Raw genomic sequence first — 20,303 nt, 5'->3', positions numbered from 1 at the left:
TTTCCATAACAGAGGAAAGGGTTCATATATGATAATTATACTTCTAATAAAAGATCTTCTGGATTTTCAAGTAATTTTTTAACTGTTACTAAGAATCCAACAGCTTCACTACCATCAATAACGCGGTGATCATAGGATAAAGCAATATACATCATCGGGCGAATTTCAACATTATCTCCTACAGCAACAGGTCGTTTTTGGATCGTATGCATGCCAAGAATACCAACTTGAGTACCATTTATAATTGGCGTTGAGAACAATGACCCAAATACACCACCGTTAGTGATAGTAAATGTCCCACCTTGTAAATCTCCAAGGGATAGCTTATTGTCTCTAGCTTTTTTCGCAAATCCAGCAATATCTGCTTCAATTTCCGCAAAGTTTTTACGATCGCAATCACGAACAACCGGAACAACAAGACCTTCGTCAGTAGACACGGCTACACCAATGTCATAATACTTTTTCAATACGAGATCCGTACCGATGATTTCAGAGTTTACTGCTGGATATTTCTTTAATGCTGCAACTACAGCTTTAGTAAAGAATGACATGAATCCAAGACGAGTTCCATTATGTTCTTCTTGGAACTTGTCTTTTTTACGTTTACGAAGTTCCATAACTGCTGTCATATCAATTTCGTTAAAAGTTGTTAACATTGCCGTATTTTGCTTAACTTCTAACAAACGTTTTGCAATTGTTTGACGACGGCGGGACATACGAACTACTTCGACTGGTTTCCCATCTTCCTGTGAAACTGGTGCAGCTTGTTTAGGTGTAGCAGGTTTTGCATCGGCTTTAGGTTGATTTGAATATGCATTCACGTCTTGGACACGCACACGACCCATTGGATCAACAGTAGAAACGGCGCTTAAATCAATTCCTTTTTCACGTGCAAGCTTTCGTGCTGCGGGTGAAGCAATCGGACGATCTTTTTTATCGGTATCTGAAGATTCAACTTTTGCTGTTTCTTGTTTTGGTGCTTCAGTTTTTACTTCTGGTGCTTTTTCTTCCTTAGCTGGTGCAGGGGCAGCTGCTTCACCAGATTCGGAAACAATGGCAATAACTTGTCCAACTTGAACTGTATCACCTTCCTCTGCCTTTAACTCTTGGATAACCCCTGCTTCCTCAGAGATTACCTCAACATTTACTTTATCTGTTTCTAGTTCAACAATGTATTCACCTTTTTCAACACGATCTCCCGGTTGTTTTAACCATCCTGCAATAGTTCCTTCTGTAATAGATTCAGCTAACTCCGGCACTTTAATTTCAGCCACAATGTTGTCCTCCCTTGATATGTGTTTCCTTTTTCTATTTTTCTATTTTGTTAATGCTTCAGTAATGATACGAGTTTGTTCCTTCTTATGAACGATAGGATCTCCCTCCGAAGGACTTGAACGTCTTGGACGTCCAACATACTTAACACTTACACCTTTTGGAGCAAGGTCTCTTAAGTATGGATCTACAAAAGTCCATCCACCCATATTTTTAGGTTCTTCTTGTACCCAAACAAGTTCTTTTAATTTTTTATGCTTACTAATGATTTCTTTGATTTCGGTTTTAGGGAATGGATATAGTTCTTCTACCCTTAATATATGAGCCCAGTCAATTTCTTCATCTTTAATTCGCTCTTCAAAGTCAATGGCAATTTTTCCGCTGCATAAAATAATTCTTTCCACTTTTTCCGGATTATGATCTAATCCTTTTTGCTCTAGAACCGGCATAAATTCACCATTAGTTAGTTCAACGCCATCTACTGATGCTAGTGGGTGGCGTAGCAAGCTTTTCGGAGTCATAATAACTAACGGACGAACTTCATCTTTCGCAAGCATCGCAGCTTGACGACGTAGAATATGGAAGTATTGTCCGGCAGTTGAAAGATTTGCTACAGTCCAGTTATTTTCAGCTGCAAGTTGTAAGTACCGTTCTAATCTTGCACTTGAATGTTCTGGCCCTTGACCTTCGTATCCATGTGGTAAAAGCATAACCAAGCCAGATTTTTGTCCCCATTTAGCTCTACCCGCGGATATAAATTGATCAAACATTACTTGAGCCATATTCGCAAAATCTCCAAATTGAGCTTCCCAAATAACAAGTGTTTCCGGAGAAAATACATTGTATCCATATTCATAACCGACAACGGCAGCTTCAGTTAATGGACTGTTATAAACAACAAATGATGATTTAGCATCTTTAATGTGATGAAGCGGAATATATTCTTCCCCAGTTTTCTCATCATGTAATACTAGATTACGCTGAGCAAATGTGCCGCGCTGCGAATCTTGACCTGTAAAGCGGATTGGTGTACCATCCTTTAAAATTGTAGCAAATGCCAATGTTTCTGCATGCGCCCAATCAATTTTACCTTCACCGTCAAATACATTTTCACGTCGTTTTAATATTTTCGCTAACTTTTTAAATACATGTAAGTCTTCCGGCCAATTTAATAGCTCTGAATTTATCGCTTTAATTTCCTCTATATCAACAGCTGTTGCTACTTTTGGAAATCCGCTAACTACAAATTTTGGAGGATTCATGATTGTATCCGGATCTTCTTCTTTCTTTGGTACTTTATCATATGCAGCTTTCAATTTACTTTGAATTTCTTGATCCATTGAAGCAACTTCTTCTTTAGTAATAATACCTTCATTAATCAATTGATCTGCATACAATTCACGAACAGTCGGATGTTTATGAACAATATGATACATCATTGGATTAGTAGTCATCGGTTCATCCATTTCGTTATGGCCGAATCTGCGGTATCCAACTAAATCAATTAAAAAGTCTTTATGAAATTTTCTGCGATATTCATAAGCAAAAGCAGCGGCGGCTACTACAGCTTCCGGATCATCAGCATTGACATGGATAATTGGAATTTCAAATCCTTTTGCTGTATCCGAAGCATATTTAGTAGAACGTGAGTCATAGCTTTCAGTGGTAAAACCAATCATATTATTAGCAATAATATGAATTGAACCACCTGTGTTAAAACCTTTCAACCCACTCATATTCATCGTCTCAGCTACAATTCCTTGTCCAGGGAATGCCGCATCTCCGTGTACTAATATTGCATAAGAGTTATCATGGTCCTGTGTAGGATAGCCTGCTACATTTCTTTGATCTTGTGCTGCTCTTGTATATCCTTCGACAATTGGACTGGCAACTTCTAAGTGACTTGGATTATTAGCTAAAACGATTCGTGCGCTAGTCGTGTTTTCAGCTTTTACTTGACGATCAGCTCCAAGATGGTACTTAACATCACCCGTCCAGCCGTAGGTAATCCCAATAGATCCTTCTGAAGGAATTAAATCCTTATTAGGTGCGTGTTGGAATTCCGCAAAAATGAGTTCATATGGTTTTTCAAGAATATGAGCTAAAACATTTAAGCGTCCTCTATGTGCCATACCTATATTTACAGTTCTTGCTCCTGTTTTAACAGAAGAACTAATAATTTGATCCATCAACGGTACTAATGTATCCAATCCTTCAATTGAAAAGCGCTTTTGTCCAACGAAGGTACGATGTAGAAATTTCTCAAATCCTTCTACTTCGGATAATCTTTTTAAAATACCGATTTTTTGGTCTTTCGAAAGATTTAAAAGTACTTTGCCAGATTCAACTGTACGTTGCAACCAATTTTTTTCCTCTAAATTATGGACTTGATAAAATTCAAAGGCCATTTTATTTGTATAAACCGTTTTCAAATGATTTATAGCATCTAAGCCATTTTTTACACTTGATGGTGCGTCCGGACAAATAAAGGATGCAGGAATATTGATTAAATCTTCCTCAGTCAAATCAAACTCTGATAATTCAATTCTACGTGTATCTTTATTACGGTCATTTAACGGATTAATGTCTGCTGCTAAATGTCCATACGTCCGAATATTATCAGCTAATTTTACAGCAGCTACCATTTTACTAAATACTGTTGGGTTGGTTGGCAATTGGAACGAAATATCTGCCTGCCCATGTGTCGATAATCCTTCTTCAGAAATAGTGGGTGCTCCCCACTCTTCAAAAAGAACTCTCATTTCTGGATCTACACTTTCCGGATCGTTTACGTACTTTTCGTAAACTTCCATAACATAACCAAGGTTAGGGCCGGAAAAACTTTCCCAAAAACCTTTTGATGCTTGTTGTTTCATTTCGAAAAACCTCCAGCAATTAAGCCTAATAATTTTTATTAAAAGGATAAAACAGATATGTAATAAAAAATTCAATAAGCCAAAACGCTTACAGTCACAATTCTATCACTGTAAAGTAATAATATAAAGAATAAAAACCAACTTTTTTAAAATTAAAATGAGTACTAATTCATTCTTCAATAAACCTGATATAAAGAATAATATTCTGCTTTAAACTCAAGCAGGGTAAATTAACAAACAAAGAAAACTCTAATAATTTCCAATGACTTTTCTTCAATTATATAATTGTCCAATTTCATCTCCAATGATACTACGAATTACAAAATATTCAACTGTTGATTGCTATTATTCGTTAAAAGTCGCTAACAATATTTATTCTGTAATAACATCGACTTAAAGATTGAATACATTATTATATAGTTGAAAGTTCGGGAGGTTACAGTCTTATGTTTCCTTGGAATATGTTCCCTTTTAATAAAAACAATATTATGAAACAACTAAACCCTCAAGATATAGAAAAGCAAGTCCAAAATATGTTATCACAATTTATGCCGGGAAAATGGGAATGTATGTTTAATCATGAAGATATGCTAAAACGAGCAACTTCAATGTTTCAAAATACTGATCAAAATACAACGAATTCAGCAACAAACTCATCTGCACAGGACCAGCAACCATCTTCAAATCCAACAGAATTTGATGTAAATGTTTTCGAAACCTTTGACGATATTTATGTACGTATTCCAATTAAAGATGAAGAATGGTTAAAAAGGGTGAAAATTTTCCACACATCGAACCAAGTGATCATTGAAAATATACCCGAAGTCGGTCATAGGCATGTCATTACTTTACCATCTTTAATAAAGAAAAAAGGAACAGTCGCACAATATAAAGACGAAATGTTGGAAATTAAAATGACAAAAAATGCAGATATGCAATATACGGAAGTGGATGTCGCGGAAAAATTATAAAAAGGAAAACCGATGAAAGGATCATCGGTTTTCGATTAATGGTAAGGTAAACGTAATGCTTGTTCCTTTCCCAAGTGTACTTGATGCATAAATTTCTCCTGAATAGCCTTCCACTAATTGTTTAGCGATTGATAAACCTAAACCATTTCCACCCCTTGCCCGACTCCTTGCTTTATCGACACGATAGAAACGGTGAAAGATTTTCGATAAGTCTTCATCTGGTATACCTACACCATAATCTCTTACTGTAATTTTCACCATGCCATTTTCTTCTTCGAGACTAATATCTATTTTATGAATTTGATCCGAATATTTAACAGCATTATCTAAAATGATAATCAATATTTGCTCTAAATGATTTTCACTAATTTGTACTAAAGGATTGTCTAGATTTTCACCATACACTTCTAATTTAAATGTAAAATCCTCATGAATCAGTTCAAAGTTTTTTATAACTTGTTGTATTGTTTTTAATAACAAAGCGCTACTATCAGAACCTTTTGATTCAATTTGTTCAGCTCTTGACAAATCTAAAAGCTCTTGAACTAATTTTTTCATTCGTTTCAATTCTTGAATGGATGCCTGCAGGGACTCCTCTAAAATAATCGGGTCATTTTTACCCCATCGGTTTAATAACTTTAAATGACCTTCCATAATTTGAACAGGGGTTCGTAATTCATGAGATGCATCTTCCACAAATCTCTTTTGCTGATTAAATGAATGCTCAATTTGATCCATCATATCATTAAAAATATTTGTTAATTCCCCCATTTCATCTTTCGAATTACTTGGTTCCATTCGTTCATGAAAACCTTTTTTGCGTATTTTTTTCATCGTCATAGATAGCTTTTGTAATGGCTTTAAAAAACTTTTTGCCATTAAAAAACCGAATAATCCACTAAGAATTAAGGCAAATCCGCCGAATATTGACATGATAAAAAACAAACTCCCCATCATTTGATGGTACCTTGTTAATGGCTGAATAATTTCAATATAGCCGGTAAACCCATTTATATGAAAGGGAGCGCGGCCTAAATAAATTTTTTTATTATCGGTTTCTAATAACGTAACTGTTTTGTGATGAACAGGTTGAAAAGGAATATAATATTTTGGTGTATCCGTATCGGCATTATAAACTCTATATTCACTCCCATCCGGATATAATATCCTAATAATTTGATCCTTCTCATAAATTTGATTTTGTAGCTCTTTATTTTCCGAAAGGTTTTCGTCTAAAGAACCACTCTGCTTCACAAAAATTGTGATTTCATTTAGTGCTTGTAAAATATTATTTTTTTCTTCATATAACATCCATTTATTAATAACATGATACTGACTAAAACTAAAAAGAAAGAAGGTAAAAAAAATGGCCGCACTTGTTCCAACCGACCATTTCACCTTAAGCGATGATGTATGATACCAATTCCGCAGAAACTTCATTCACGCATCACATACCCTGTTCCACGAACGGTTTGAATATAACTTTCCTCACCTTGATTATCAATCTTATTTCTTAAATAACGAATATACACATCGACTACATTCGTTTCTACTTCTGTTTCATAGCCCCAAACTTTATTTAATAATACTTCCCTAGTTAACACAATATTTTTATTTTCCAATAAAGTTAATAATAAATCATATTCTCGTTTCGTCACATCAATTATTTTGTCGCCTTTTTTTACAATTCTACTTTCCTTTTCTACAAAGAGATCGCGAAAAGTATACGATGTAAGCTGTGATTTCGGTTCACGAATATCGATTCTTCTAAAAATTGATCGCAGTCTTGCTAATAGTTCCTCAATGGCAAACGGCTTTACAATGTAGTCGTCAGCACCGTGATCTAAACCGGATACGCGATCCATCACGCTATCACGAGCGGTAATCATAATAACTGGGGTGTCTTTTTCTTGCCGCAATCTCCGGCAAACTTCCAAACCATTTAGACTTGGCAACATCAAATCAAGCAAAATTACATCCCAATCCTCCTGAAGCGACAACTGAAGACCTTCTCGCCCATCATAGGCAACACTTACTTCGTACCCTTCATATTTAAGTTCAAGTTCAATGAATCTTGCTAAATTTTTTTCATCTTCTATTATCAATATACGTTTCACATTCACACCTGCTTCAATCATTCATTTACTTCATAATCTTATTTTAACCGAGATTTTGATAAAATTAAATCAAGTGCAGCATGAACAATTTCAACTGATTGGAAGGCAAACAGAGTTATCGCTGTCAGACTAAAGAATACAATCGGAATAAATCGTACCCACATCATGAATATGCGCCTCCTTTATTTTGAATATAATCCTATCAGTAATAAATGAAAATTCGATTAAAATTATATAAATGTCTGATAAAAAAATAACCGGCACGATGGCCGGGTTTAAAGAAAGAACTTTATAATGAGTTAATTAATAAGAATTCCGCAATAGTTATATGTATTGGGTAACAACTATTCGGCTTATTCTTATAGGACATAGCTAATAGTATCGAAAGAATCCTAAAGGTACATGAAAGATACATTAGAAATTCATGAGAAATGTAACTTTGTAGATAATGGTTTTAATGGTTTATAGTCAAAAACAGCAGGGGATTTTCCCTTGCTGTTTTTAATTTTTCATCCGCGGATCAAGGGCATCACGGAGGCCGTCACCCATAAGGTTAAAACCAAGTACGGTTAACATAATAGCAATTCCCGGAAAAAACACGGTCCAAGGTGCTTGAATGATAAAATCTTTTGAATCAGCAAGCATTTTACCCCACTCGGGTGTTGGCGCTTGTGCTCCCAATCCAAGAAAACCTAATGCAGCTGCTTCGATGATTGCTGTTGCAATCGCAAGTGACCCCTGTACTATAATCGGAGCCATACTATTTGGAAATATATGATGGAATAATATTCTTGCATCACCCATTCCAATAGCTTTCGCTGCTGTAATGTATTCTTCTTCCTTTACGGATAACACTCTTGAACGAACTAAACGACCGAAAGTTGGTACATTAATAATAGCTATCGCGATTAAGGCATTTTGTAATGATGGTCCAAGCATTGCAACAACAGCAATAGCAAGTAAAATACTTGGAAAGGCTAACAAAATATCAAATATCCGCGAAATAATTCCATCAACCCATCGACCATAATAACCAGCAATAATACCTAAAGTAGTTCCCACAATAGCTGATCCAATTACTGAGAAGAACCCGACTTTTAATGAGATACGAGCCCCAAAGATTACTCTGCTTAGAATATCTCGGCCGAAGTCATCTGTCCCAAACCAATGTTTTGCAGAAGGAGGCAAATGCTTGTCCCCGAGCTTTTGTTCAATAGCATCATACGGTGCTAAAATATTTGCAAAAATAGCAATAAGGATAAAAAAGATGACTAAACCAAGGCCGAATAAGGCGACCTTATTTTTCTTAAAATTTCTCCAGCCTTCTTTCCACGGAGATATCAATGGCTCTTCGACCGCCGTTGCCTGCGTTACATTTGTTGAAAGTTCTGGCATTGATGAACCCCCTATCAATACTTGATACGTGGATCAATTGCTGCATATAATAAGTCCACGATTAAATTTATTAGTACGAACACTAGTGCAAGTATCAAAATACCTGATTGTATGACAGGGTAATCTCGAAACTCAATCGCTTCATAAATATACGTTCCCATCCCTGGCCAACCGAAAATCGTTTCGGTTAATATCGCTCCACCTAATAAGAGCCCTGTTTGTAAACCAATAATTGTTAGGACCGGAATAAACGCATTTTTTAACGAGTGCTTATAGACTACCCAAAACATTTTCATTCCTTTAGCACGTGCTGTTCGAATGTAATCAGAACGCATAACCTCAAGCATACTCGATCTAGTGATACGAGCAATAATCGCCATTGGTATCGTAGCTAAAGCAAGACTTGGTAGGATTAAATGCTTTATAACATCGATAAATTGATCAAATCTTCCTTGTAATAATGTATCCAACAAATATAAATGGGTAATTGCTTCCACAGGATTGCGTATATCATCTCGTCCCGTTGTCGGCAACATATCCAACTTAATTGAAAATACATATTGCTCCATTAAACCTAGCCAAAAAATAGGCATAGAAACTCCAATTAATGCAATTAACATAACAATATAATCAAACCATGAGTTCTGAAACCATGCTGAAATGATTCCTGCATTAACTCCGATGATAATAGCAATAATCATAGCGGCAACAGCTAATTCAACAGTAGCTCCAAAATATGGCCAAATTTCCTCACTTATAGGTGATTGCGTTTTCAACGAAGTTCCTAAGTTTCCAGTAAGTAAATCCTTAATATAATCAAAAAATTGAACAAAAAGTGGTTTGTCAAGCCCTAATTGTTTAGTAAGGTCGGCAACTGCTTCTTTTGTAGCCAATTGTCCTAAAATCGTTCTAGCCGGATCTCCGGGTATGGCGTGAATTAATGAAAAAACAATGATTACCATTCCAAGTAGAACTGGTATGAGTAGTAATAATCGACGTATTGTGTAGGCAACCATTAACACCTTCACCCCTTCCAATAATTTATGTATTATTTTTCGAATGAAAAAGGGGAGTAAATACTCCCCCATAATTATTTAACAGATGTGTCAACAAAGCTTTGTGAGCCAGTTGGATGTGGGAAGAATCCCTCAATTGTACTCTTACCTGCTAATTGTGGAACTGAGTGAGCAAGTGGAACCCAAGGTGCATCATTATGGATGATTTCTTGTGCTTTTTTATAGTAATCATTTCTTTTCGCTTCATCTGTTTCTGTTTGTGCTTTAATTAAAAGATCATGTACTTCATCGTTAGAGTACTGGGAGTTATTATTAGATCCAATTGCATCTTTATCAAGTAATGCATACAAGAAGTTATCAGCATCACCATTGTCACCAGTCCAACCAACGATATACATTGGCGCTTCACCTTTAGCTAATTTCTCTAAATATGTTCCCCATTCCATCGTAACGATTTTCGTTTTTACACCGATTTTTGCGAAATCTGCTTGGATAGCTTCTGCCACTTTTTGTCCATTAGGCATGTATGGACGAACAACCGGCATTGTCCAGAAATCTACACTAAATCCATCTTTATAGCCTGCTTCTTCCAATAATTTTTTTGCTTTATCAAGGTCATAATTATAGTCAACGATATCATCGTTATAGCCACTTACAGAAGGTGGCATTGGATTTTTAGCCGGTTCTGCAGTTCCTTCATAGAAGTTTTTAATTAATGCTTCTTTATTAACTGCATGACTTAATGCTTGACGTACTTTTACATTATCAAATGGTTTTTTCGTAACATTAAATCCAAGATACCCCAGATTCATAGAAGGTCTTTCAAAGATTTGTAGATTTTTATCGGATTTAACTTTTTCAATGTCACTTGGATTCATACCATCAATTAAATCGACATCACCTTTAATTAACGCATTTAAACGTGCGGAGTTATCTTTTATTACTTTTAAAATAACTGTATCAAGCTTTGGTAACCCTTTTTTCCAGTAGTTTTCATTTTTAACGACAGTAATTGTATCGTTTCTTTTCCATTCTTTAAATTTAAACGGACCAGTACCTACTGGATTTTCGATATATTTATCACCATATTTCTCAATTGCTGCAGGACTTGAAATACCGAATGGTGTCATTGCTAAGTTTTTCAAGAATGGCGCTTGTGGTCTGAATAAGGTGAATTCAACAGTTTTTGGATCGATTGCTTTAACTTCTTTAATAACTGCGGCTTTTTCCCCTTTATAACCTCCAAATTGTGATTGGTAATACGGAAACTTTTCAACATTACCATTTGCCCAGCGATCAAAGTTTTTTACGACTGCTTCTGCATTAAAATCAGTTCCGTCGTGGAATTTTACACCTTCTTCCAAATTGAATGTGTATGTTAATCCATCGTCAGAAACTTTCCAAGATTTTGCTAACCCTGGTTCAATTTCAGTTGTTTCTTTTTTATAATTTACTAGAGTATCAAATATTTGTTCTGCAACAATTAATGATTCCCCGTCAGTTACTGTAGCAGGATCCAGTTTTACTGCATCTCCACCACGTGCATAAACTAATACACCACCTGATTTTTCTTTTCCATCGTCTTTCCCCTTTTCACCATTTGATTTTGATGATGAACATCCCATTAAAGCAAGTGAAAGTACCAGGACAAAAATGAGTAATCCTGTTAGTTTTTTCTTCATCTTCTTCCCCCCAATTTTTAATAGCTATCAAAAAAATTTATATGCAAAATCATCCATGTAGATGACATGCTGCAAAGTGACCCTTATCTACTTCTTTAAATATTGGTCTTTCAACAGAGCATTTATCCATCGCAAGTGGACATCTCGTATGAAAAGAGCATCCTTTTGGTGGATTTGCAGGACTTGGAACATCCCCTTGAAGTACAATTCTTTCTTTTTTATGATCCACATCAGCAATAGGGACTGCTGAAAGTAATGCTTGAGTATACGGATGTTTCGGATTTCCGTATAATTCTTCACTTTCAGCAAGCTCTACTAATCTACCAAGATACATAACCCCAACACGGTCACTAATATGCCTGACAACCCCTAAATCATGGGCAATAAATAGATAAGTCAGATCATACTTTTTCTGAAGGTCTTTAAGCAGGTTAAGAACTTGGGCTTGAATGGATACATCCAAAGCTGATACCGGTTCATCCGCAACGATTAGTTTTGGATTCAGGCTCAATGCTCTGGCAATTCCAATCCTTTGACGCTGACCACCACTAAATTGATGGGGATAACGATTTGCATGATAACTGTTTAATCCTACAATTTCCAATAACTCACGAACCTTTTTTTTGCGAGCTGACTTTTCCTTGACCCCATGAACGATTAACGGCTCTTCTAATATCCGTTCAATTGTATGTCTTGGGTTCAAGGAGGCGTATGGATCTTGAAAGATCATTTGCATTTGCCCGCGAATTTTCCGAAGCTCCTGTTTAGAAAGAGTAGTAATGTCATTGCCTTCGAAAATAATTTTCCCTTCACTCGGTTCGAGTAATCTCAATAACATTCTGCCTGTTGTTGATTTTCCACAACCACTTTCACCAACAAGACCCAATGTTTCCCCCTTTTGGATGACAAAAGAAATATCATCTACAGCTTTAACCTCGCCAACTTTTTTACCAAAAACACCTCCTCGAATAGGGAAGTTCTTTTTTAAATTTTCAATTTTTAAAAGTGGTTCATTCATTTACTACGCCCACCTTCCCTTCCTCATATAACCAGCACCTTACTTTTTGTCCATTATCAAGTACTTTTAAATTTGGTGTTTCATCATAGCAACGTGCATGCGCGTGTGGGCAGCGCGGTGCAAAGTGACAGCCAACTTCAATAGAACCTGGCTTCGGAACATTGCCTGGTATCGAGTATAATTGCTCCTTTTTCACTCTCATATCAGGTACTGATTGTATTAAACCAACTGTATAAGGATGCTTGGGCTCCTTAAAAATAATTTTAACATCTGCCTCTTCCACAATTTTCCCGCTGTACATGACAATAACACGCTGACACATTTCTGCAACAACCCCTAAATCATGAGTTATCATGATAATGGCTGTATTCGTTTCTTTGTTTAATTTTTTCATTAAATCTAAAATTTGTGCTTGTATAGTTACATCTAAGGCAGTTGTGGGTTCATCAGCAATTAAAAGCATCGGTTCACAAGCAAGTGCCATTGCAATCATGACACGCTGCCTCATCCCTCCGGATAATTGATGTGGGTATTCATTGATTAATTGCTCTGCCCTAGGAAGGCCCACCTTTTTAAGCATTTGTACCGCATGCTCTTTTGCCTTTTTCTTTGGCCATTTCCGGTGTATTTGAACGGCTTCTATTAATTGTTCACCGATTGTAAAGACAGGGTTTAAACTAGTCATCGGCTCTTGGAATATCATCGCAATATCATTACCGCGTATACTTCTCATTCTCTTCTCTGTAGCCTTCGCTATATTTTCTTCATTAAAAAGAATTTCACCTTCAACTTTTCCATTACTAGTTGGAATTAATCCCATAATAGATAATGATGTGACACTTTTACCACAGCCTGATTCCCCTACTATTCCTAAAATTTCTTGCGATTGCAATTGGAAATCAATACCGTTTACAACAGGTATCGTACCATCATCTGTTATAAACGTAGTACGTAAAGCCTTTACTTCTAGGACTGGATTTTCCACTATTTCGCTCCTTTCCACCAATTGGTTTTCATCGTTGTATGAAGATAGCTTAGAAATTTAGAAAATCTCTTAAATAAGCTAGTCCTATTTAAATATCATAAATTTAATGTCATTTTTAAATATTCTACCTTCTTTTAACTTATTTGAAAATAGTTTTTATAAATTATTTTCAGAATGTTTTACCTAAATAAAAAAAGAATGCAAAAAACATCCTTTTTTTAACATATTAAAAATATGATTCTATTATGCGAGAAATATTTTATAGAAATAATAATTTCTTATTGAATGGTTTTTTTCATTTCCAGTTTATAAAAAAACAAAGTCACCTATAATGTGGCTTTGTTTTTTGTAAACAAGGAAACGATTATAAAAATAAATAACGAACATAGTATCGGGATCACAACCGTATGCATGCCGAACGGATTAGGATGGAAACGATCAAAAAATATATATAACCCCATTCCTATTATCATAGAAGAGAAGGCTCCATACTTATTTCCGTTTTTCCAATAAAGCCCCATAACAATTGGCCAAATAAATACAGCTTCTAACCCACCAAAAGAAAATAAATTTAACCATATTAAGAGTTCAGGTGGATGAATGGCAAGTACTAGAACTGCGATGCCGATAATAGAAGTCGTAAAAAAGCTTATTTGTTTTACTTTTTTAATGCTTGGCTCCTTATTTATAAAACCTATGTATAAATCCTTAACGATCGCCGATGAAACAAGTATTAATACGGAATTTACCGTTGACATAATTGCTGCCATAGGTGCTGCAAGAACGATGCCGGCAGCCCAGGCAGGTAGAACCTTCATTGTAATAATAGGCATTACTGTGTCAGCGTCTTCAATTCCTGGTGCAATTGCTCTTGCGAGGACTCCGATTAAATGCATCCCAAACATAATGATTCCAATAACAACTGTTCCGATTAGTATTGCCCGATGCATCGCCTTTGCATTTTTATATGACATTGCTCGAACGGCAATTTGCGGTAGCCCTACGACACCGACTCCTACAAGAATCCAGAAACTAGAGATGTACAAAGGAGTTAATGATCGATCCGCGCCATAAGGACTCAATAAATTTGGATTTTGATGTTTCAAATCAGCCATAATATTTTCAATACCGCCACCTGCAATTAAAGTAGCGACTAATAATAGAATTGTTCCTCCAAGCATGACGATTCCTTGGAGAGTATCGGTTATAGCAACGGCACGGAATCCCCCAATAATAACATAAATGAGTACAGATACAGCAAAAATAAATAATGCAGTCGTGTAGGAAACACCTAATATTGATTCCATTAATCTCGCTCCGCCTACCCACTGAGCAATCATAGATGAGAACAGAAAGATAACAATACTAATGGCTGCAATGATTGTAACCCAATTTGACTGATATCTTGCTTTTAAAAAATCAATCAGTGTAATCGCATTATATTTACGTGAAATAATCGCAAACTTCTTACCTAAAACCATTAATACAAAATAACCGGTAACAACTTGTGTCATAGCCAATAGCACCCATGCTAATCCATAATTATATGCAGCCCCAGGGCCACCGATAAAGCTGCTTCCACTACCATAAGTCGCAACCATTGTCATCGCTAATATAAAACCGCCCATTTGTCTACTACCTAAAAAGTATTCTTGAATAAAAGAATCAGTGCTTTTTATATAACGTGACGCTAATAAACCTACAATAAAAAATAATAGTAAAAATATAACTAGAGGAATAATTACTTGAATATTCATTTTCCACCACTTTCCTCATTTTCAAAAGGAACTTCCTTGAAAAAAAACTTAACTGCAATAAATACTAAAAATACAATAACGATAAAGCCAATAACACAACTATAAAAAAACCAAGCAGGTAATCCTAAAATATATGTATATTCTTCTACCTTTCCACTTCCAAACCCATAAGCAAATCCAAACCACCAAAGGAAATGGATGATAGCAAGTCCAACACCAATCCATGCCTCCCTATGAGCAATCTTATATCGGCGATCATTCACTTTTGTCCCCCCTTTCTTACCATTTAAACTTGTCCATAGAAAAATGGAAAACTTTTCAATTAAGTTTACATAATCAAATTATTATTCACTTGTTTATTAATAAACAAAGTAATTAATTCATTCACCTTTTTATCTTTTTTCGTTGGTAACTGATGTCCCGCTCCTTTAATAAAGTGAATTTCAGTGTCAATAATTTTCGGATATAATTTAACATGATGGTTAATTACATCTGACATCGTTCCATACATTAGCAATAATGGTGCATTTAATAAAGATAATCTTCCTACACAATTAAAGTATAATGATTCAATATAAAACTGTCTCCAAGTAAACCGGTTTGATTTCAAAATATGTTCATATAGCTCTAATTGCAATGCTTTTTCACTAAAATGGCTAATAGATAATATTTTGGCTAATATTTTTGGCGCAAACATAACCATATTAATCCCTATTTGATGTTCCACTTTCAACAATTCATTTGCGATTTTTGGGTACCCACTTGATAATATAACACCTTTTACATTCATTGGGTATTGAATTGCATATTCTTGTACAATTATACCACCTGCAGAATACCCAAATAAAAACAATGCACTTTCTTCAGCATGTTTTCGTACCGCTTCTATTTCTTTCATATAAAGTGATATGGTCATACTTCCATCCGATGAGGTGCTGTCTCCATGCCCTGAAAAATCAGGTATTAGTAAACGAAATTTGCTTTGAAGAGCTAATTGTTTCATAAATGTTTTCCTCCCCATTCCAGGTGGATGAACAAATAAAATAGCAGGTCCTACTCCATAATCGTCATAAAATATCTTTGAATTCCCACAAATAGCAACTGGCATAATCGGCTCCTTTTTAAATTTTTACCACTAGTTTTTACGAATTTAATTGAAATATGAAAAAAGAAAAGGGTGAACAAATTAAAATTGCATAAACACTTGTCAATTTGCATAGGTTCTGATAGATAGTTTCTGTTTTTACGATAAAGTTAGGAGTGGGAGAATTTGAAAAGAAAAAAATATAAAATAATTACATCAATATTTTTAATAGGGGTATTGGTCTTTCTTGCTTATATAAATACGATTACCGAAAGTGAAATAAATAATGTTCATGTGAGTTTGCCTGTAAATGCAATCGAAAATGAAAAAACAATTACGAATGATTTAAATCCTATTTTGGAATATAAACTCGTCAATTCAAAAAAAGATAAAGAGGAAGGTTATGTGGTTGAAACATATAGAGAATATGAAATTTATAAGAATAAAAATGGAACGATCGACAAAACCGTCCCTACCGATAATTATAATTATTTAAAATATAAAATTACTGAGAGCGACAATGAATAGTTTTACGCATTCTTAGTTTAAAAAAACTACTTAATCATTTTGGTTAAGTAGTTTTTTTATGAATAAAATGAACGATTTAATAAAAAAATAACAGCATATCATCCTAAAAGGGGTTCATACAATGAAGACATTAACTGCATTAGCTATTAAGTTCATTGCTTCCTTTATCGCTCTGTTTGTTATACTCGGGTTATTCTACGGCATGTCAATTCAAAGTGTCATTTTAATTACTGCTGTTATTGGTGTAATCTCATATATTATTGGGGATAAATTGCTTTTACCCCGCACCAATAACGTAGTGGCAACTTCCGTCGATTTTGGTTTGTCCTTTCTGATCATATGGTCAATCGTCTCGTACGGGAACATTGACAACTATCGTGCATTGTTTTGGGCTTCAATTACCGGTGGATTGGGTATTGCTTTCTGTGAGTACTTTTTTCACATTTATCTGTTTAGAAGATTTTATCCTCAAGAGCAAATAAGCAAACGGCGGATCTCAGCAATGCATTATGCAACGGAAGCTTCGGAGGAAATTACACCTAAAAAAAAGAGACAAAAGACGAAAACTAATAGATGAGAAATTGAAAAGGTGGTCATAAAGACCACCTTTCATTTTTTTAAATTATAATTTGTCGTACAAGCTACCACCTCTGAATAATCTATATTAGTTATGATATTTGGAGGGTTGCATGAATGTCTGTCTTTTTCAGTTATATTATTTTAGGTATATCCTTGGCAGCTCCTATTGGTCCAATTAATGCTGCTCAATTGGATAAGGGAATAAAAAATGGTTTCCTTCATTCTTGGGTATTAGGCATCGGAGCGATGACAGCAGATATCTTTTATATGTTATGTGTTTATTTTGGATTCGTAAACTTTTTGGAGGTACCTATTTTAAAGATTTTTCTTTATTTATTTGGCTGTTTTGTTTTAATTTACACTGGTATCGAAAGTATGTTTGCTGCAAAAAACCTTTCTTCTACTAATCATCGGTCAAAAGATTCATTACGGAAATCTTTTTCATCCGGTTTTATTATGTCGATATCCAATCCACTTTCTATTCTTTTTTGGATTGGAATTTATGGTTCTGTTTTAGCTAAATCCATTCAAACCGCTCATTCACACGATATTATCCTACATAGTATGGCCATTTTCATTGGATTATTTCTATGGGATGTAACAATGGCCGTTGTAGCTAGCAGTTTTCGAAAATGGTTAAGCTCTCGTCTGTTAACGTGGATATCTTTTGTTTCCGGCCTAGGTTTAATTGGCTTTGGAATTTATTTCGGAAAAGAAGCGATTATACTTTTATTCTTTTAAAACATTCTACTCATACGAATCCTCTCTGCTATACCAAATAAAAAATAATCCCCTTTAATAAAGGGGATTATTTTTTATTTACTACTATTATTGTTGTTTGTATCATTTATCGTTTGATCTTTTGTATAATCATAATTTTCACGTTTTACCGGTGTAAACCCTTTTGGCGTATAGAAACGAAGTAAATCATCGTAAACGACTTTATCCGAAAGTTCAAGTACCGTTTTTGCAACTTTGTCATTATCTTGGCAAAGTTTGTTATCTACTTTTTCTCCTGAAGGATTACTATAACATTCACCGCTAATTTGTGTATATTCTTTCGAAACGTAATCTCCGTTTCTAAATGGAACAAGTTCATGATGTTCTTTTGACAATAAATCTGTTCCAAAAGTAATATAATCTTTTGTATTAATACCAAGTAGATGCATTAATGTAGGACGTACATCAACTTCTCCACCATACGTATGATCAATTTTTCCTTTTACACCAGGTACATGAATGAATAATGGTACTCTTTGTAATTGAGCATTGATATAAGGTGTAATCTCATCTACTCCCATAACCTTCGCCATAGCTTTATTATGATTTTCAGATAGACCATAATGGTCACCATACATCACAATAATAGAATTATCATATAAACCAGATGCTTTTAAGTCATTAAAGAATTGTTCAATTGATTCATCTAAATAATGTGCTGTTTGGAAGTATTTATTAACAATAGTATCTCCAAAGTCACCTTCAGGGAAATTCGGATCGTTATTTAACTCAAACGGAAAATGGTTTGATAAAGAAATAAATTTTGTATAAAACGGTTGTGGAAGCTTTTCAAGATAAGGCATAGACTCTTTAAAAAATGGCTTATCCTCCATACCGTAGTTTATTGTATTTTCCGGACTCATATCGTAATAATTTGCATCAAAAAATTTATCATAACCAAAGGATTTATACATTTCATCACGATTCCAGAATGTTTTATAATTTCCATGGAACACAGCTGATGTATATCCTTTTTGTCCTAAAATAGCAGGTGCTGCTTGATATGTGTTTGCTGCTTTCGTTGTAAATACGGCACCTTTTGGTAACGGGAATAATGAATTTTCCATCATAAATTCCGCATCAGAAGTTTTTCCTTGTCCAGTTTGATGAAAGAAGTTATCAAAATAAAATGTATTTTTATCATGTGTTAATTTGTTTAAGAACGGTGTAACTTCTTGCCCATCAAGTTTATAATTTATTAGGAAGTTTTGAAAAGATTCCAATGAAATATAAATTACATTTCTACCTTTTGCTGCACCAAAATATTTTTTATTTGGTTCAGCATGATTGGCTTTAACATAGTTTTCAATATCAACAACATCACTACTATCAGCAAACGCACGTTGCGCTGAAGATTTAGTCGTTTGAATAGCATCATAAATGGTGTAATTATATGCGCCAAGATACTTTACGATATAGTTTCTGTCAAAAGTACGTGTTAACAATTCAGGTCTATCTGCTTCGGCAAGGCCTAAATTAATAATAAAAAACGCAATTGCAGCTGCAAATACTGCAAATATAGAGCGACGATTCATTTTTTCTGATTGAGATTTAACTACTTTAAAGACAAGCAATCCAATTAAAATAATTGTATCAAGAAAATAAAGAACATCATATGGTTTCATCAATGCTGCCGCACTACCGCCCAAATCACCAAAGTTCTTCGTTTGGAAAAGAACAGGAATCGTAATAAAATCATTAAAAAAGCGGTAATAACACACATTTGCATATAAAAGGATCGACAACACTAAATCGATAACGACCAATGCTATAGAACGAGCACGTCCTTTAAAGAACAAGGCAAATGCGAAAAAGAATAATGCAGAACTTATTGGATTAAAAAACAATAAAAACTCCTGCATACTATTCTTAATATCAAGATTAAATTCACTTTGATACACAGCATAAGACTTTAACCAAAAAAGAATTACAATTAAATAGAATAACGAATACTTTTTATTTAACAAACTATGAATTTTAGATTTAATATTTCCCATAGTATACCTCCTATTAGTCAATTAATGACCCAAGGTGACGTTTTTTAAACTAATTATTGGCACAAGATCATTTGATACTCAATTATTTTATTACTTTCTAAGAAAAAATCAAGTCTTTTTATTTAAATCAGTATTTCCGTACTACATAAAAAAATCGATTAATTTTTTGGTTAATCGACATTTTAATGATTTCATTTCAGTTACTATCCTTAGATTTCATTGATATGTTCATTATAACACAATGTT

At 34.6% G+C, this 20,303-nt stretch carries 18 protein-coding genes; 4 read left to right on the top strand and 14 right to left on the bottom strand.

The genetic code is table 11. The features are described from left to right. Positions 1-35 precede the first annotated feature (35 nt). Together odhB and B5V89_RS08660 are read right to left on the bottom strand one after the other, a co-directional pair. Entirely contained in the window at positions 36-1,274 is a 1,239-nt protein-coding gene (gene odhB / locus B5V89_RS08665) for a 2-oxoglutarate dehydrogenase complex dihydrolipoyllysine-residue succinyltransferase (protein WP_107919987.1), read from the bottom strand. A 42-nt stretch (positions 1,275-1,316) separates the two neighbouring features. Next, entirely contained in the window at positions 1,317-4,148 is a 2,832-nt protein-coding gene (locus tag B5V89_RS08660; protein ID WP_107919988.1) for a 2-oxoglutarate dehydrogenase E1 component, read from the bottom strand. A 446-nt stretch (positions 4,149-4,594) separates the two neighbouring features. Here B5V89_RS08660 and B5V89_RS08655 point away from each other — a divergent pair, with 446 nt between their 5' ends. Beyond that, positions 4,595-5,119, top strand: a complete 525-nt coding sequence (locus tag B5V89_RS08655) for a spore coat protein (RefSeq protein ID WP_108071503.1) — start codon at positions 4,595-4,597, stop codon at positions 5,117-5,119. Positions 5,120-5,140: 21 nt separating this feature from the next. Here B5V89_RS08655 and B5V89_RS08650 read toward each other — a convergent pair whose 3' ends face one another. The 11 genes from B5V89_RS08650 to B5V89_RS08605 all read right to left on the bottom strand — a co-directional run bounded on the left by B5V89_RS08650 (position 5,141) and on the right by B5V89_RS08605 (position 16,197). Next, complete coding sequence (locus B5V89_RS08650) at positions 5,141-6,559, bottom strand: HAMP domain-containing sensor histidine kinase (protein ID WP_108071501.1); 1,419 nt, start codon at positions 6,557-6,559, stop codon at positions 5,141-5,143. After that, positions 6,556-7,236 (bottom strand): response regulator transcription factor, encoded by a 681-nt coding sequence (locus B5V89_RS08645; protein ID WP_108071708.1) that lies wholly within the window; start codon positions 7,234-7,236, stop codon positions 6,556-6,558. The genes B5V89_RS08650 and B5V89_RS08645 overlap by 4 nt, the downstream gene beginning before the upstream one ends. 38 nt (positions 7,237-7,274) lie before the next feature. After that, a complete protein-coding gene (locus B5V89_RS20595) occupies positions 7,275-7,403 on the bottom strand; it encodes a hypothetical protein (protein ID WP_258223508.1) in 129 nt (42 codons plus the stop codon). A gap of 334 nt (positions 7,404-7,737) precedes the next feature. Further along, positions 7,738-8,631 carry an ABC transporter permease gene (locus B5V89_RS08640; RefSeq protein ID WP_108071499.1) on the bottom strand — a complete coding sequence of 298 codons (894 nt, stop codon included), beginning with the start codon at positions 8,629-8,631 and terminating at the stop codon, positions 7,738-7,740. A 14-nt stretch (positions 8,632-8,645) separates the two neighbouring features. Then, entirely contained in the window at positions 8,646-9,647 is a 1,002-nt protein-coding gene (locus tag B5V89_RS08635) for an ABC transporter permease (protein ID WP_108071497.1), read from the bottom strand. Between the two features lie 74 nt (positions 9,648-9,721). After that, a complete protein-coding gene (locus B5V89_RS08630) occupies positions 9,722-11,329 on the bottom strand; it encodes an ABC transporter substrate-binding protein (protein WP_108071495.1) in 1,608 nt (535 codons plus the stop codon). A gap of 49 nt (positions 11,330-11,378) precedes the next feature. Then, entirely contained in the window at positions 11,379-12,347 is a 969-nt protein-coding gene (locus tag B5V89_RS08625) for an ABC transporter ATP-binding protein (RefSeq protein WP_108071493.1), read from the bottom strand. Further along, positions 12,340-13,332, bottom strand: coding sequence for an ABC transporter ATP-binding protein (locus B5V89_RS08620; RefSeq protein ID WP_376066095.1), 993 nt, complete (start codon positions 13,330-13,332; stop codon positions 12,340-12,342). The genes B5V89_RS08625 and B5V89_RS08620 overlap by 8 nt, the downstream gene beginning before the upstream one ends. Before the next feature lie 326 nt (positions 13,333-13,658). Further along, complete coding sequence (panF, locus tag B5V89_RS08615) at positions 13,659-15,089, bottom strand: sodium/pantothenate symporter (RefSeq protein ID WP_066229792.1); 1,431 nt, start codon at positions 15,087-15,089, stop codon at positions 13,659-13,661. Beyond that, positions 15,086-15,352: a YhdT family protein gene (locus tag B5V89_RS08610; RefSeq protein ID WP_066229794.1), complete on the bottom strand. Its 267-nt coding sequence runs from the start codon at positions 15,350-15,352 to the stop codon at positions 15,086-15,088. The genes panF and B5V89_RS08610 overlap by 4 nt, the downstream gene beginning before the upstream one ends. A gap of 65 nt (positions 15,353-15,417) precedes the next feature. Next, positions 15,418-16,197, bottom strand: a complete 780-nt coding sequence (locus B5V89_RS08605) for an alpha/beta hydrolase (RefSeq protein ID WP_107919995.1) — start codon at positions 16,195-16,197, stop codon at positions 15,418-15,420. Between the two features lie 162 nt (positions 16,198-16,359). Here B5V89_RS08605 and B5V89_RS08600 point away from each other — a divergent pair, with 162 nt between their 5' ends. The 3 genes from B5V89_RS08600 to B5V89_RS08590 all read left to right on the top strand — a co-directional run bounded on the left by B5V89_RS08600 (position 16,360) and on the right by B5V89_RS08590 (position 18,021). After that, entirely contained in the window at positions 16,360-16,701 is a 342-nt protein-coding gene (locus B5V89_RS08600) for a hypothetical protein (RefSeq protein ID WP_066229798.1), read from the top strand. A gap of 121 nt (positions 16,702-16,822) precedes the next feature. Next, positions 16,823-17,278, top strand: coding sequence for a YndM family protein (locus B5V89_RS08595; protein ID WP_108071491.1), 456 nt, complete (start codon positions 16,823-16,825; stop codon positions 17,276-17,278). Positions 17,279-17,394: 116 nt separating this feature from the next. Continuing rightward, positions 17,395-18,021 (top strand): LysE family transporter, encoded by a 627-nt coding sequence (locus tag B5V89_RS08590; RefSeq protein WP_108071489.1) that lies wholly within the window; start codon positions 17,395-17,397, stop codon positions 18,019-18,021. Positions 18,022-18,095: 74 nt separating this feature from the next. On the opposite strand, the gene ltaS is transcribed toward B5V89_RS08590, so the two are convergent. Then, positions 18,096-20,057, bottom strand: a complete 1,962-nt coding sequence (gene ltaS, locus B5V89_RS08585) for a lipoteichoic acid synthase (protein ID WP_066229802.1) — start codon at positions 20,055-20,057, stop codon at positions 18,096-18,098. Positions 20,058-20,303 lie beyond the last annotated feature (246 nt).

Source organism: Heyndrickxia sporothermodurans (assembly GCF_003055045.1).
In the GTDB taxonomy this organism is placed as follows: Bacteria; Bacillota; Bacilli; order Bacillales; family Bacillaceae_C; genus Heyndrickxia; species Heyndrickxia sporothermodurans.
This window is presented reverse-complemented; position numbering and strand designations above follow the sequence as displayed.

Coding starts and splice junctions, on each gene's coding strand:
- B5V89_RS20595 (WP_258223508.1), bottom strand. CDS start 7,403: ATGATGTGGGTACGATTTATTCCGATTGTATTCTTTAGTCTGACAGCG.
- B5V89_RS08630 (WP_108071495.1), bottom strand. CDS start 11,329: ATGAAGAAAAAACTAACAGGATTACTCATTTTTGTCCTGGTACTTTCA.
- B5V89_RS08625 (WP_108071493.1), bottom strand. CDS start 12,347: ATGAATGAACCACTTTTAAAAATTGAAAATTTAAAAAAGAACTTCCCT.
- B5V89_RS08655 (WP_108071503.1), top strand. CDS start 4,595: ATGTTTCCTTGGAATATGTTCCCTTTTAATAAAAACAATATTATGAAA.
- panF (WP_066229792.1), bottom strand. CDS start 15,089: ATGAATATTCAAGTAATTATTCCTCTAGTTATATTTTTACTATTATTT.
- B5V89_RS08660 (WP_107919988.1), bottom strand. CDS start 4,148: ATGAAACAACAAGCATCAAAAGGTTTTTGGGAAAGTTTTTCCGGCCCT.
- B5V89_RS08595 (WP_108071491.1), top strand. CDS start 16,823: ATGAAGACATTAACTGCATTAGCTATTAAGTTCATTGCTTCCTTTATC.
- B5V89_RS08605 (WP_107919995.1), bottom strand. CDS start 16,197: ATGCCAGTTGCTATTTGTGGGAATTCAAAGATATTTTATGACGATTAT.
- B5V89_RS08635 (WP_108071497.1), bottom strand. CDS start 9,647: ATGGTTGCCTACACAATACGTCGATTATTACTACTCATACCAGTTCTA.
- B5V89_RS08590 (WP_108071489.1), top strand. CDS start 17,395: ATGTCTGTCTTTTTCAGTTATATTATTTTAGGTATATCCTTGGCAGCT.
- B5V89_RS08650 (WP_108071501.1), bottom strand. CDS start 6,559: ATGAAGTTTCTGCGGAATTGGTATCATACATCATCGCTTAAGGTGAAA.
- B5V89_RS08640 (WP_108071499.1), bottom strand. CDS start 8,631: ATGCCAGAACTTTCAACAAATGTAACGCAGGCAACGGCGGTCGAAGAG.
- ltaS (WP_066229802.1), bottom strand. CDS start 20,057: ATGGGAAATATTAAATCTAAAATTCATAGTTTGTTAAATAAAAAGTAT.